The organism is Streptomyces sp. NPDC098789 (assembly GCF_044759975.1).
Lineage (GTDB): Bacteria > Actinomycetota > Actinomycetes > Streptomycetales > Streptomycetaceae > Streptomyces.
The window spans coordinates 193658-208196 of the sequence record NZ_JBIWAJ010000016.1; the positions used below are offsets into that span (position 1 = coordinate 193658).

At 70.4% G+C, this 14539-nt stretch carries 12 protein-coding genes; 11 read left to right on the plus strand and 1 reads right to left on the minus strand.

From position 1 onward, the window contains the following. Positions 1–19: 19 nt before the first annotated feature. From ftsW to ACIQWR_RS29195, 9 genes are all read left to right on the plus strand, one after another. Positions 20–1390, plus strand: a complete 1371-nt coding sequence (gene ftsW, locus ACIQWR_RS29155; protein WP_404015473.1) for a putative lipid II flippase FtsW — start codon at positions 20–22, stop codon at positions 1388–1390. 6 nt (positions 1391–1396) lie between these two features. Beyond that, a complete protein-coding gene (gene murG, locus ACIQWR_RS29160) occupies positions 1397–2491 on the plus strand; it encodes an undecaprenyldiphospho-muramoylpentapeptide beta-N-acetylglucosaminyltransferase (RefSeq protein ID WP_399266922.1) in 1095 nt (364 codons plus the stop codon). A 32-nt stretch (positions 2492–2523) separates the two neighbouring features. Then, complete coding sequence (locus tag ACIQWR_RS29165; RefSeq protein ID WP_404015476.1) at positions 2524–3384, plus strand: cell division protein FtsQ/DivIB; 861 nt, start codon at positions 2524–2526, stop codon at positions 3382–3384. Between the two features lie 277 nt (positions 3385–3661). After that, entirely contained in the window at positions 3662–4867 is a 1206-nt protein-coding gene (ftsZ, locus tag ACIQWR_RS29170) for a cell division protein FtsZ (RefSeq protein ID WP_404015479.1), read from the plus strand. A 17-nt stretch (positions 4868–4884) separates the two neighbouring features. Further along, positions 4885–5655, plus strand: coding sequence for a peptidoglycan editing factor PgeF (gene pgeF, locus ACIQWR_RS29175; protein ID WP_404015619.1), 771 nt, complete (start codon positions 4885–4887; stop codon positions 5653–5655). Next, positions 5648–6367, plus strand: a complete 720-nt coding sequence (locus ACIQWR_RS29180; RefSeq protein ID WP_404015482.1) for a YggS family pyridoxal phosphate-dependent enzyme — start codon at positions 5648–5650, stop codon at positions 6365–6367. Before pgeF ends, ACIQWR_RS29180 begins: the two co-directional genes overlap by 8 nt. A gap of 163 nt (positions 6368–6530) precedes the next feature. Beyond that, positions 6531–7151, plus strand: coding sequence for a cell division protein SepF (locus ACIQWR_RS29185; protein WP_330329964.1), 621 nt, complete (start codon positions 6531–6533; stop codon positions 7149–7151). Positions 7152–7235: 84 nt separating this feature from the next. Next, on the plus strand, positions 7236–7532 hold the full coding sequence (locus tag ACIQWR_RS29190) for a YggT family protein (protein ID WP_351038871.1): 297 nt from the start codon (positions 7236–7238) through the stop codon (positions 7530–7532). A gap of 49 nt (positions 7533–7581) precedes the next feature. Beyond that, positions 7582–8817, plus strand: coding sequence for a DivIVA domain-containing protein (locus ACIQWR_RS29195; protein ID WP_404015485.1), 1236 nt, complete (start codon positions 7582–7584; stop codon positions 8815–8817). Positions 8818–9301: 484 nt separating this feature from the next. Here ACIQWR_RS29195 and ileS read toward each other — a convergent pair whose 3' ends face one another. Then, positions 9302–12484 carry an isoleucine--tRNA ligase gene (ileS, locus tag ACIQWR_RS29200; RefSeq protein ID WP_404015488.1) on the minus strand — a complete coding sequence of 1061 codons (3183 nt, stop codon included), beginning with the start codon at positions 12482–12484 and terminating at the stop codon, positions 9302–9304. 539 nt (positions 12485–13023) lie between these two features. Between ileS and ACIQWR_RS29205 the strand changes: the two genes are divergently transcribed. Together ACIQWR_RS29205 and lspA are read left to right on the plus strand one after the other, a co-directional pair. Beyond that, entirely contained in the window at positions 13024–13779 is a 756-nt protein-coding gene (locus ACIQWR_RS29205; protein WP_404015491.1) for a TraR/DksA family transcriptional regulator, read from the plus strand. A gap of 143 nt (positions 13780–13922) precedes the next feature. After that, the gene (gene lspA / locus ACIQWR_RS29210) at positions 13923–14486 is read left to right on the plus strand and encodes a signal peptidase II (protein WP_354383914.1); all 564 of its coding nucleotides are present in this window, start codon (positions 13923–13925) and stop codon (positions 14484–14486) included. Positions 14487–14539 lie beyond the last annotated feature (53 nt).

The following is a 14539-nucleotide window of genomic DNA, read 5'->3' on the forward strand; positions in this document are numbered from 1 at the left end:
TGGAGGGGAAGATCACACCATGCCGGCCAAGCAACTGCTCCCCGGGCGGCGGCCGTCCGCCCCGAAGCCGAAGACGCAGGGCCGTAGACGGCCCGTGCCGAGCGCCCCGAAGCGGAGCCCCGGGCGCGGCTCGCTGGACGGGCTGCGGCGCACGCAGCGGCAGGTGCGCCGGGCCTGGGACCGTCCGCTCACCGCGTATTACCTGATCTTCGGCAGCGCCCTGCTGATCACCGTGCTCGGGCTGGTGATGGTCTACTCGGCCTCCATGATCAAGGGCCTCCAGCTCGGCCTGGGCGCCTCGTACTTCTTCAAGAAGCAGTTCCTGGCCGCCTCCATCGGCGCCGTCCTGCTGCTGGCCGCCTCCCGGATGCCCGTCAAGCTGCACCGGGCGCTGTCCTACCCCGTCCTCGCCGGAACGCTCTTCCTGATGGCCCTGGTCCAGGTTCCGGGGATGGGGGTGTCGATCAACGGGAACCAGAATTGGATCTCCATTGGCGGCCCGTTCATGCTCCAGCCCAGTGAGTTCGGCAAGCTGGCACTGATCCTGTGGGGCGCCGACCTGCTGGCCCGCAAGGGCGACAAGGGGCTGCTGAGCCAGTGGAAGCACCTCCTGGTGCCGCTGGTGCCGGTGACCTTCCTGTTGCTCGGGCTGATCATGCTCGGCGGCGACATGGGCACCGCGATGATCCTGGGCGCCATCCTCTTCGGCCTGTTGTGGTTGGCCGGGGCCCCGACCAGGATGTTCGTGGGCGTGCTCGCCTTCGCGGGTGTGATCGTCGCCGTACTGATCCGGACCAGCCCGCACCGGATGGACCGCCTCGCGTGCCTGGGGGCGACAGATCCGGGCAAGAACGACCTCTGCTGGCAAGCCGTGCACGGAATCTATGCCTTGGCGTCCGGCGGATGGTTCGGTTCCGGGCTCGGTGCGAGCGTGGAAAAATGGGGCCAACTGCCAGAAGCCCACACGGACTTCATCTTTGCCATCACCGGTGAGGAACTGGGACTGGCGGGGACGCTGTCGGTACTCGCCCTGTTCGCGGCCCTAGGCTATGCGGGTATCCGCGTGGCCGGACGTACGGAGGACTCCTTCGTCAGGTTTGCCGCGGGAGGCGTGACCACCTGGATCACGGCGCAAGCCGTGATCAACATCGGTGCGGTGCTCGGTCTGCTGCCGATCGCCGGGGTCCCGCTCCCGCTGTTCTCCTACGGGGGGTCCGCCCTGCTGCCGACGATGTTCGCCGTGGGACTGCTCGTCGCGTTCGCGCGGGAGGAGCCCGGGGCGCGCGCGGCGCTCGCGATGCGACAGCCGAAGTTCGGCTGGAAGCGGGCCGGGCTGAGATGGAAATCGATGAGACGGCGCGTCAAGAAGCGTCCGTCCGGAGAGCGGTGAATTTCGGTGCATGTCGTACTCGCCGGTGGGGGGACCGCCGGCCACATCGAGCCGGCGCTCGCCCTCGCGGACGCCCTGCGCAGGCAGGACCCCTCCGTGGGCATCACCGCCCTCGGAACGGAACGGGGCCTTGAGACCCGCCTGGTGCCGGAGCGCGGCTACGAGCTGGGACTGATCCCCGCCGTACCGCTGCCCCGCAAGCCCACCCCGGAGCTGATCACCGTCCCGGGACGGCTGCGCGGGACCATCAAGGCCGCCGAGCAGATCCTGGAGCGCACCAAGGCCGACTGTGTCGTCGGCTTCGGCGGCTACGTGGCCCTGCCCGGCTACCTGGCGGCCAAGCGGCTCGGGGTGCCGATCATCGTCCACGAGGCCAATGCCCGGCCGGGCCTCGCCAACAAGATCGGTTCGCGCTACGCGGCCGCCGTCGCGGTCTCCACGCCCGACAGCAAGCTGCGCGGCGCCCGCTACGTGGGCATCCCGCTGCGGCGCTCCATCTCGACCCTGGACCGCGCCATGGTCCGGCCCGAAGCGCGGGCCGCCTTCGGGCTCGACCCCAACCTGCCGACGCTGCTGGTCTCCGGCGGCTCGCAGGGCGCGCGCCGGCTCAACGAGGTCGTCCAGGCGGTCGCGCCGACCCTCCAGCGCTCCGGCATCCAGATCCTGCACGCGGTCGGCCCGAAGAACGAAGTGCCGCGTGTCGACAACATGCCCGGTATGCCGCCCTACGTGCCGGTACCGTACGTGGACCGGATGGATCTCGCGTACGCCGCCGCCGACATGATGCTGTGCCGCGCGGGTGCGATGACCGTCGCCGAACTGTCCGCCGTCGGGCTGCCCGCCGCCTACGTCCCGTTGCCGATCGGCAACGGTGAACAGCGGCTCAACGCCCAGCCGGTGGTCAAGGCCGGTGGCGGCCTGCTCGTCGACGACGCGGAACTGACGCCCGAGTGGATCCTCAGCCAGGTCCTCCCGGTACTGGCCGATCCGCACCGTCTGTACGAGATGTCGCGCGCCGCGGCGGAGTTCGGCCGCCGGGACGCCGATGATCTGTTGGTCGGCATGGTCTACGAGGCGATCGCCGCACACCGAGCCCGCTGAGCCGGGAAGGCACCGACGCAGGAGGCACCGCAGTGGCCGGAGCGACGACCGCACGCAAGGGCGTCAAGTCCCCGAAGCCGGCCAAGGCGCCCAGGCCTCCCAAACCGCCCAAGCCCGGCAAGACGGCGAAGGCGGCGCGGAGATCGCCCTTCCGGGGCCCCGGCGGCCCCCGGTCCGCACCGGGGCGCCTGCGCCGGGGCCCGGTGCTGCTCGCGGCCGCCCTCGCCGCCGTCCTGCTCGGCGCGGGCGGTACGTGGGTCCTGTACGGGTCCAGCTGGCTGCGGGTCGAGCAGGTCACGGCGGGCGGCACCGAGGTGCTCACTCCCGCACAGGTGCTCGCCGCCGCGGCCGTTCCGGTCGGGGCGCCGCTCGTCGGCGTGGACACCGACGAGATCGAGAGCCGGGTCCGGGCCAAGCTGCCGCGGGTCGACACCGTGACGGCCACCCGGTCGTGGCCGCACGGAATCGGACTGAAAGTGACGGAGCGCAAACCCGTCCTGCTCATCAAAAAGGGCGCGGACTTCGTGGAAGTGGACGCTTCGGGTGTGCGATTCGACACGGTGGCGAAAGCACCCGCGGGCGTTCCGGTCCTCGAACTGTCCGCCGGACAGTCGCCGAGCGCGCGCCGCTTCGACGAGGAACGGCTGCTGCGCGAGGCGGTGGCCGTCGCGGGCGACCTCCCCAAGGCCGTGGCCAGGGAGACCTTGCTGGTCAAGGTCGGATCGTACGATTCGGTCGTCCTGGAGCTGACCCGGGGGCGCGAGGTCGTCTGGGGGAGCGGCGAACAGGGTGAGGCGAAGGGCCGCGCGCTGACCGCGCTGCTCAAGGCCGTGCCCAAGGCTGACCACTTCGACGTGAGCGCGCCCACGGCGCCTGCGGTGTCCGGGAGTTGACGTCGAGTCGAACAGCGACGCACCCTGGTTGGCCAGCGATATGGGTGATCACATAGGGTGAAAAGAAAAACGGGAGGTTCGGCGTGTTCGTTGAACGCGCACCACTTGTCGACTTAGTGTCCTGTTCGGAGAGTCCAGGGAACAGACACACTCTTAACCCTAAACTTCAGGGTTAGGGTTCGGGTCGGCGTGTTGGACCGTCCCACTTTCGGCATCAGTCGTCGCACCGCAGGCCCGCGAGGCGGCGACACGTAACTCGAGGCGAGAGGCCTTCGACGTGGCAGCACCGCAGAACTACCTCGCAGTCATCAAGGTCATCGGTGTCGGCGGCGGTGGTGTCAATGCCATCAACCGAATGATCGAGGTCGGTCTCAAGGGCGTCGAGTTCATCGCCATCAACACCGACGCCCAGGCGCTGTTGATGAGCGACGCCGACGTCAAGCTCGACGTCGGCCGCGAACTCACCCGGGGCCTCGGCGCCGGAGCCAACCCGGCCGTCGGCCGCAAGGCGGCAGAGGACCACCGCGAGGAGATCGAGGAGGTCCTCAAGGGGGCCGACATGGTCTTCGTCACCGCCGGCGAAGGCGGTGGCACCGGTACCGGTGGCGCCCCCGTGGTCGCCAACATCGCGCGCTCGCTGGGCGCGCTGACGATCGGTGTGGTCACCCGGCCCTTCACCTTCGAAGGACGCCGGCGCGCCAACCAGGCGGAGGACGGCATCGCCGAACTCCGCGAAGAGGTCGACACCCTCATCGTCATCCCCAACGACCGGCTGCTGTCCATCTCGGACCGCCAGGTCAGCGTCCTCGACGCCTTCAAGTCGGCGGACCAGGTCCTGCTGTCGGGCGTCCAGGGCATCACCGATCTCATCACCACCCCGGGTCTGATCAACCTCGACTTCGCGGACGTCAAGTCCGTGATGTCCGAGGCGGGCTCGGCCCTCATGGGCATCGGCTCCGCCCGCGGCGACGACCGCGCCGTGGCCGCCGCCGAGATGGCGATCTCCTCGCCGCTGCTGGAAGCGTCCATCGACGGAGCCCGCGGCGTGCTGCTCTCCATCTCCGGTGGATCCGACCTCGGTCTCTTCGAGATCAACGAGGCGGCCCAGCTGGTCAGCGAGGCCGCGCACCCCGAGGCGAACATCATCTTCGGTGCCGTCATCGACGACGCGCTCGGCGACGAGGTGCGGGTCACCGTCATCGCGGCCGGGTTCGACGGTGGACAGCCCCCGGCCCGCCGGGACAACGTCATCGGCGCCGCGTCCACCAAGCGCGAGGAGCCGGCCCCGCCGGTCCGTGCCGCGGAGCCGGTCCGTCCGGCCTTCGGCGGACTCGGTTCGGTCACCTCGCGCGAGGACGTGCAGGTGCCGGTCGAGCCGGCGCCGGTCGAGACCACGATCCCCGTGGCCCCGCAGGTCCCGACGGCCCGTCCGTACCAGGACAGCCCGGCCGAAGAGCTGGACGTCCCGGATTTCTTGAAGTGACGATAGAGCAGCACAACGTGAGCGGCGCCCACTTCGCTTTCACCGACAGGTGGGGCGGGGGGAGCGCCGTTCCGTATGAGGAGCTCAACCTCGGCGGGGCGGTGGGGGACGACCCCGAGGTCGTACGGGCCAACCGGGCGAGCGCCGCGCGGACCCTGGGCCTCGACCCGGACCGGGTGGTCTGGATGAACCAGGTGCACGGGCGGGACGTCGCCGTGGTCGACGGTCCGTGGGCCGGGAACGGTGCCGGTGGCGGTGCCGGTGGCCAGGAGGTTCCGGCCGTGGACGCGGTGGTGACCACCCGTCGGGGGCTCGCCCTCGCGGTCCTCACCGCTGACTGCACCCCCGTCCTGTTGGCCGACCCCGTCGCCGGGGTGGTGGCCGCCGCCCATGCCGGGCGGCCCGGACTGGTCGCCGGGGTGGTGCCCGCCGCGGTGGCGGCGATGGTCTCGCTCGGCGCCGAACCCGGGCGGATGGTGGTCCGTACCGGACCCGCCGTCTGCGGTCGGTGCTACGAAGTGCCCGCCGCCATGCGGGACGAGGTCGCCGCGGTCGTGCCGGCGGCCTTCGCCGAAACCAGCTGGGGGACCCCCGCCGTCGACGTGGTCGCCGGGGTGCACGCCCAGCTCGCCGAGGCGGGGGTGGTGGACGCCCGGCGTTCCCCGGTCTGCACACTGGAGTCCGGGGACCACTTCTCTTACCGCCGCGACCGGGTGACCGGGCGGCTCGCCGGATACGTCTGGTTGGGGTCCCCCCGGACGGAACGTGGGGGATCGACGGATGACTGACCGTGGCGCGGAGCTGGCCGCCAACCTGAAGCAGGTGGAGGAACGCATCTCCACCGCGTGCGCGGCGGCCGGGCGGGAGCGGGACGAGGTGACCCTCATCGTGGTCACCAAGACGTATCCCGCGAGCGACGTACGACTGCTGGCGGACCTGGGGGTCCGTCATGTGGCGGAGAATCGCGACCAGGACGCCGCCCCCAAGGCCGTGGCCTGCGCGGATCTGCCGCTCAACTGGCACTTCGTCGGTCAGTTGCAGACCAACAAAGTCCGTTCGGTGGCGGGATACGCGCACGTCGTGCAGTCCGTCGACCGGGCCCGGCTGGTGCCGGCGCTCTCGGCGGCCGCGGTGAAGACCGGACGCGAACTCGGCTGCCTCGTACAGATCGCGCTCGACGCCGAGTCGGGCGAGCGCGGGGAGCGCGGCGGCGCCGCGCCGGACCTGTTGCCGGAACTGGCGGCGCTCGTCGCGGCGGCGCCCGGACTGCGGATCGACGGCCTCATGACGGTCGCGCCGCTGGCCGGTCCCTACGCGGGCCGCGAACAGGCCGCCTTCGAGCGGTTGCTGGAATTGTCATCCCAGCTGCGCGCGGACCATCCGGCTGCCACGATGGTCTCGGCCGGGATGAGCGCCGACCTGGAACAGGCCGTCATGGCCGGTGCGACACATGTACGCGTCGGCACTGCGGTACTCGGTGCGAGGCCCCGGCTCGGGTAACGTCGCGAAGAAAGTCGGACCACAGCAGAAAATATGGTCATTTCCGCTGATGAGCGGACAGACCACGTGGATCGCAGGCAGTTGGTGACTTTGGTGACAATGCGACACGACACCTGCGACACCTGCGACAGGGCGATCCACCACAGAGCGGAGGACTCAGAGAATGGCCGGCGCGATGCGCAAGATGGCGGTCTACCTCGGCCTCGTGGAGGACGACCGGTACGACAACCCGGGGTACGACCCCGACGACGAGTTCGAACCCGAGCCGGAACCGGAACGAGCCCGCGACAGGGACCGCCGGCAGCAGGCCGTATCGCACCAACCGCCCGTACAGGACGAACCGGTACGAGTCGTACAGCCGCCGGCGCAGCGCGAACCCATCGCAATCCCGGTAGAAAACGGACGATCGCCGCGTATCGCACCCGTGGCATCTATCACACCTGAACGCCCCACCATGGAGAAGAACGCCCCCGTGATCATGCCCAAGGTCGTCTCCGAGCGGGAGCCCTACCGCATCACCACGCTGCACCCCCGGACGTACAACGAGGCCCGTACCATCGGGGAACACTTCCGCGAGGGCACCCCCGTGATCATGAATCTCACGGAGATGGACGACACCGATGCGAAGCGCCTGGTCGACTTCGCGGCCGGTCTCGTGTTCGGTCTGCACGGCAGTATTGAACGCGTGACACAGAAGGTGTTCCTGCTGTCGCCTGCTAACGTCGATGTCACGGCGGAGGACAAGGCCCGCATCGCGGAGGGCGGGTTCTTCAACCAAAGCTAGACCGACGAGTTAAGACACGGGACCGTAGGCGACGACCCGGCCGGCAGGCCGGACAGCGACAGCAAGGGGAGAGGGAAGCGCGGGATGGGCGTGGCTCTGGAGGTTGTCTACATCGCGCTGATGTGCTTCCTCATCGTGCTGATCTTCCGACTGGTCATGGACTACGTCTTCCAGTTCGCCCCTTCATGGGCCCCTGGCAAGGCGATGGTGGTCGTTCTGGAGGCCACCTACACCGTCACCGATCCACCGCTCAAGCTTCTTCGGCGGTTCATCCCGCCGTTGCGTCTCGGGGGCGTGGCACTCGACCTGTCCTTCTTCGTTCTGATGATCATCGTTTACATCCTCATCAGTTTCGTGAGCACCGCTGCGAGAAGCGTGTGAACGATACGGTCTTGCCGACTGCCGACGACTACGTAGAGGTGAAGAAGAGATGCCGCTGACCCCCGAGGACGTGCGGAACAAGCAGTTCACGACCGTTCGCCTCCGAGAAGGCTACGACGAGGACGAGGTTGACGCCTTCCTCGACGAAGTCGAAGGCGAACTGACGCGCCTGCTCCGTGAGAACGAGGATCTGCGCGCCAAGCTGGCGGCCGCGACGCGTGCCGCCGCGCAGAACCAGCAGCAGCAGGGCATGCGCAAGCCGGAGCCGCAGGACCAGCGAGGCCCGGGCGCCCCGGTTCCCGCGGCCATATCCGGCCCGCCGCAGCAGCAGCAGCCCCAGCAGATGGGTCCGCCCCAGCTGCAGGGTGGGCAGCCGCAGCTGCCGGCCGGCCCCGGTGGTCACGGACCGCAGGGTCCGGGCCCGATGGGTGGCCCCATGCAGCAGCACCCCATGGCCGGACAGCAGTCCATGGGCGGCCAGAACCAGCTCGGCCAGCCGATGCAGCAGCAGCAGATGCAGCAGCAGATGGGCCAGCCGATGGGCCAGCAGATGCAGCCCATGCAGCAGCAGCAGATGGGCCAGCCGATGGGGCAGCAGATGCAGCCCATGGGCCAGCAGATGCAGCCGATGCACCAGCAGCAGCCGCAGCTCCCGCAGCAGGGCCCCGGTGGCGACAGCGCCGCCCGCGTCCTGTCCCTGGCGCAGCAGACCGCCGACCAGGCGATCGCGGAGGCCCGTTCCGAGGCCAACAAGATCGTCGGCGAGGCCCGTTCGCGCGCCGAGGGCCTGGAGCGGGACGCCCGTGCCAAGGCCGACGCGCTGGAGCGGGACGCGCAGGAGAAGCACCGCGTCGCGATGGGCTCCCTGGAGTCCGCCCGCGCCACGCTGGAGCGCAAGGTCGAGGACCTGCGGGGCTTCGAGCGCGAGTACCGCACGCGTCTGAAGTCCTACCTGGAGAGCCAGCTGCGTCAGCTGGAGACCCAGGCCGACGACTCCCTCGCGCCGCCGCGCACGCCGGCCACCGCCTCGCTGCCGCCGTCGCCGGCGCCGTCGATGGCCCCGGCCGGAGCGATGGGTCACTCCATGGGTGGTCCGTCCCCCATGGGCGGTCCCTCCCCGATGGGTGGTCCGTCCCCGATGGGCGGCCCCTCCTACGGTGGCCAGCAGCAGATGTCTCCCGCGATGACGCAGCCGATGGCTCCGGTGCGGCCGGTTGCGCCGCAGCCGATGCAGCAGGCGCCGTCGCCGATGCGGGGCTTCCTGATCGACGAGGACGACAACTAGGCGCGCCTCACCCGTCGGCAGACGGTCGGGCCGGGCCCCGGGTTCCTTCTGGAACCCGGGGCCCGGCCCGTTTGCGTTGCCCGATGGGTGGCGCCCGCCGATGGCTCCGGTGCCTCCGGCGGCGCCTCAATCGCCGGCGGGGCTGAGGTTGGCCGGGGCCGGCCGCCCGGGCACATCCAGCCTGGCTCGGTGGCGAGGCCGCCTGTGCACATCCGGTCTGGCTCGGTGGCGAGGCCGCCTGGGCATATCCAGCCCGCCCGGCGTTTGAGGGCCCGCCGGAGGCGTCAGTGGATCGCGCCGGTGGGGGGGGGTGCCTCCGGCGGCGCCTCAAACGCCGGCGGGGCTGGAAGTGGCGGGACGGCCGGCTGGGGAGATTCAGCCTGCCCGGCGTTTGAGGGCCCCCCGGAGGGATGGGTAGCCGGGCCTGGGTACGGGTGTGGCCCGGGCCTCCTGGGTGAAGGGCCGGGCCACGGTGGGGTGGGGGTTATGCCTTGCGGAGGCGGAAGGTCAGGGACAGGGGCTCGTCCTCGAACGGGTCGCCGTACGCGGCGTCCGCCTCGCCGGAGGCGTAGTCCGTCGAGAGGACCTCGTCCGCGATGAGACCGGCGTGGTCCGTCAGGGCCGTCACGACCTCCGGGTCCGTGGAGGACCAGCGCAGGGCGATCCGGTCGGCCACGTCGAGGCCGGAGTTCTTCCGGGCCTCCTGGATCAGCCGGATCGCGTCACGGGCCAGGCCCGCCAACCGCAGCTCCGGCGTGATCTCCAGGTCGAGGGCCACCGTCGCGCCCGAGTCGGAGGCCACCGACCAGCCCTCGCGCGGGGTCTCCGTGATGATGACCTCCTCCGGGGTGAGCGCCACCGTCTCGCCGTTCACCTCGACCTCGGCCGTACCGGACCGCAGCGCCAGCGACAGCGCCGCCGCATCGGCCGCCGCCACCGCCTTCGCGACGTCCTGCACGCCCTTGCCGAAGCGCTTGCCCAGCGCCCGGAAGTTCGCCTTCGCCGTCGTGTCCACCAGGGACCCGCCGACCTCCGACAGGGAGGCCAGCGAGGAGACGTTCAGCTCCTCCGTGATCTGCGAGTGCAGCTCCGGCGAGAGCGCGTCGAAGCCGACGACGCCGACCAGCGCGCGCGACAGCGGCTGGCGGGTCTTGACGCCCGACTCGGCGCGGGTCGCCCGGCCCAGCTCGACGAGCCGGCGCACCAGCAGCATCTGCCGCGAGAGTGAGGCGTCGACCTGCGCGGCGTCCGACTCCGGCCAGCTGGAGAGGTGCACCGACTGCGGGGCGTCCGGGGTCACCGGCACGATCATGTCCTGCCACACCCGCTCCGTGATGAAGGGGGTGAGCGGGGCCATCAGCCGGGTGACCGTCTCGATCACGTCGTGCAGGGTGCGCAGCGCGGCCGCGTCGCCCTGCCAGAACCGGCGGCGCGAGCGGCGCACGTACCAGTTGGAGAGGTCGTCCACGAAGGAGGAGAGCAGCTTGCCCGCCCGCTGCGTGTCGTACGCCTCCAGCGCCTCGGTGACCTCGCGGGTCAGCGTGTGCAGCTCGGAGAGCAGCCAGCGGTCCAGCACCGTGCGGTCGGCCGGGGCCGGGTCCGCGGCGCTGGGCGCCCAGTTCGACGTACGGGCGTACAGGGCCTGGAAGGCCACCGTGTTCCAGTACGTGAGGAGGGTCTTGCGCACGACCTCCTGGATCGTGCCGTGGCCGACGCGGCGCGCCGCCCACGGGGAGCCGCCCGCCGCCATGAACCAGCGCACGGCGTCGGCGCCGTGCTGGTCCATGAGCGGGATGGGCTGGAGGATGTTGCCCAGGTGCTTGGACATCTTGCGGCCGTCCTCGGCCAGGATGTGGCCCAGGCAGACGACGTTCTCGTACGAGGACTTGTCGAAGACCAGGGTGCCGACCGCCATCAGGGTGTAGAACCACCCGCGGGTCTGGTCGATCGCCTCCGAGATGAACTGCGCCGGGTAGCGCTTCTCGAAGATCTCCTTGTTCTTGTACGGGTAGCCCCACTGCGCGAACGGCATCGAACCCGAGTCGTACCAGGCGTCGATGACCTCGGGCACGCGGACGGCGGTGAGGGTGCAGCCCTCCGCGGTGCAGGGGAAGGTGACGTCGTCGATGTACGGGCGGTGCGGGTCCAGGTCGGAGAGGTCCGTGCCCGTCAGCTCGCTCAGCTCCGCGCGGGAGCCGATGCAGGTGAGGTGGTCCTCCTCGCAGCGCCAGATCGGCAGCGGGGTGCCCCAGTAGCGGTTGCGCGAGAGCGCCCAGTCGATGTTGTTGTTCAGCCAGTCGCCGAAGCGGCCCTGCTTGACCGAGTCCGGGTACCAGTTCGTCTTCTCGTTCTCCCGCAGCATCGCGTCCTTGACGGCGGTGGTGCGGACGTACCAGGACGGCTGCGCGTAGTAGAGGAGCGCGGTGTGGCAGCGCCAGCAGTGCGGGTAGCTGTGCTCGTAGGCGATGTGCTTGAAGAGCAGGCCGCGCGCGTCGAGGTCGGCGGTCAGCTTCTCGTCGGCCTTCTTGAAGAAGACGCCGCCGACCAGCGGGACGTCCTCCTCGAAGGTGCCGTCGGGACGGACCGGGTTCACGACCGGCAGGCCGTACGAGCGGCAGACCGCGAGGTCGTCGGCGCCGAAGGCGGGGGACTGGTGGACCAGACCGGTGCCGTCCTCGGTCGTGACGTACTCGGCGTTCACGACGTAGTGGGCGACGGGCCCGGGGCTTCCTCCATCGGTTCCCTCGCTGACGCTCGGGAACTCGACCAGGTCGAAGGGGCGCTGGTAGGTCCAGCGCTCCATCTCCTTGCCGGTGAAGGACTCGCCGGTGGTGACCCAGTCCTCGCCCAGCGCCTTCTCCAGCAGCGGTTCGGCGACGACGAGCCGCTCGTCGCCGTTGGAGGCGACGACGTAGGTGACCTCGGGGTGCGCGGCCACGGCGGTGTTCGACACCAGGGTCCACGGGGTGGTCGTCCACACCAGGAGGGCTGCCTGACCGGCGAGCGGACCGCTGGTCAGCGGGAAGCGGACGAAGACGGAGGGGTCGACGACCGTCTCGTAGCCCTGGGCCAGCTCGTGGTCGGAGAGGCCGGTGCCGCAGCGGGGGCACCAGGGGGCGACCCGGTGGTCCTGGGTCAGCAGGCCCTTGTTGAAGATCTCCTTGAGCGACCACCACACGGACTCGATGTACTCGGGGTCCATGGTCACGTAGGCGTCGTCGAGGTCGACCCAGTAGCCCATGCGGGTCGTGAGCTCGGCGAAGGCGTCGGTGTGGCGGGTCACCGAGTCACGACACTTGTCGTTGAACTCGGCGATGCCGTAGGCCTCGATGTCCTTCTTGCCGTTGAAGCCCAGTTCCTTCTCGACGGCAAGTTCGACGGGCAGGCCGTGGCAGTCCCAGCCCGCCTTGCGCGCCACGTGGTAGCCGCGCATCGTGCGGAAGCGGGGGAAGACGTCTTTGAAGACGCGGGCCTCGATGTGGTGCGCGCCGGGCATGCCGTTGGCGGTGGGCGGGCCCTCGTAGAAGACCCATTCGGGGCGGCCCTCGGACTGCGCCAGGGTCTTGGCGAAGGTGTCGTTCTCGCGCCAGAAGTCCAGGACGGCGTGTTCCAGGGCGGGCAGGTCGACCTGAGCGGGCACCTGGCGGTATTGCGGCGGGGTGGTCATGAGGCGTCTTCCTCCGGCGGCGTGAGATCTCCGTCGGAGGGACGAGAGCAGTGCTCCCGCGGTACCACCCTCCTTGGCCCTCGGACGGATCCGACGACCCCCTCATTGGGGTGCGAGCCGGGTCTAGTCGCCCTGCCGGCGCCCGGGGGCACCTGCGGACTTTCTTCCGGCGGCTCCGGGGTGATCCTTCGCATCGCGCTCGCCCCCGGGCTCTCACCGTCCCCGGGTCGCTCCTGGCTGCGTCCGACGCTACTCGTCCCCATCCATGCCTTTCGCTGGGCTCAGTGTACGGGCCGGGGGGCCGCTCGGCAGACCGGTTTCCGGGGGGCGCGAGGGGGGCGTGGAATTGACCCGAACGGGCTGACGCGCCCGCCCGGGCTCCGGCGCGCCGGTAGGACCGGATTATCGGGCCCGGAGCTGGGCACAACGGATGCAGTCGGCCTCGGCCGACGCGTGCCCCGTTGCCGCGGAGCCGAAGTCGATTTATCGTCCCACCACGATTCGCGTGCAATATCACAGTATGTGAAGGGGTCGCGGCCATGGTGGCGAAGAAGACCGCCGCGAAGAAGACGGCGTCAGTGAACGAGGCGTCCGCGGAACCGGTGCAGCCGATGGATTCGGTGCAGCCGGTGAAGAGGGCCGCGAAGAAGGTCGCGGCCGCCAGGAGCACGGCCGGAACCGGTACGAGCGGGACCAGCACCGCCAAGAAGAGCACCGCCAGGACCAGCACCGCCAGGACGTCCGCGAAGAAGGCCTCGGCCGCACCGGCCGCGGAAGAGACGGGAGCCGGGAAAGTGGTTGCCAAGAAGAGCACGGGCACGGCCAGGAAGACGGCCACGGCCGCGACGAGCGGCCTGCCCAAGACGCGCGCCGCGGCCACCGCGACCGCGACCGAGCCGGGCGGCCTCGCCGTACGGCCGGGCGAGGAACCGTGGACCCCGCAGGAGGCCGCGGAGGCCCGTACGGAGCTGACCTCGGAGGTGCTGCGGTTGCGCGGCGAGCTGGCCGCCTCCGAGCAGGCCATCTCGGGCCTGATGCGGGACTCCGGCGACGGCGCGGGCGACGATCAGGCCGACACGGGGACCAAGAACATCACCCGCGAGTCGGAGATGGCCCTCGCCGCCAACGCGCACGACATGCTGGAGCAGACCGAGCGGGCCCTGGAGCGCCTCGAAGCGGGCACCTACGGGCTCTGCGAGAACTGCGGGAAGGCCATCGGCAAGGCCAGGATGCAGGCGTTCCCGCGGGCCACGCTGTGCGTCGAGTGCAAGCAGAAGCAGGAGCGCCGTCACTAGTGCTGTGACCGGCCCGCGGGCGGCCCTCGTGATCGGGGCGGCCTGGGGCGGCGCGGGAAGGGGAGCCTGACGTACCCTCTTGTTCTGTTCAGGGTCCCCGGGAGCCTGGCAGCTTCCTGGTCGAGCTAGTTCGAGGGACTCACGTGACAGAGGCGGAGCGCATCATCGGTACGCCCGAGGTCGGGGACGACACTCCCCAGCCGGAGTCCGAGCAGCCCAAGGGGCACCGCCGGATCGCGGCGCTGCTCATCGTGGCGGTGTTCGCGTACCTCCTCGACCTCGGCAGCAAGATGCTGGTGGTCGCGAAGCTGGAGCACCAGGCGCCGATCCGGCTGGTCGGCGACCTGCTCAAGCTCGACGCGATCCGCAACCCCGGCGCGGCCTTCGGCTTCGGCGAGGCCTTCACGATCATCTTCACCTGCATCGCGGCCGGTGTGATCGTCGTGATCGTGCGCCTGGCCCGCAAGCTGTACAGCCTGCCCTGGGCCATCGCCCTCGGCCTGCTGCTGGGCGGCGCGCTCGGCAACCTCACCGACCGGATCTTCCGGTCCCCGGGGGTCTTCCGGGGCGCCGTCGTCGACTTCATCGCGCCCGCGCACTTCGCCGTCTTCAACCTCGCCGACTCGGCGATCGTGTGCGGCGGGATCCTGATCGTGCTGCTGTCCTTCAAGGGCCTGGACCCGGACGGCACCGTCCACAAGGACTGACCGGGGACTGACCGGGGGCCGACCGGGGCGTGGCGGGGGCCGCCCCGAGCATG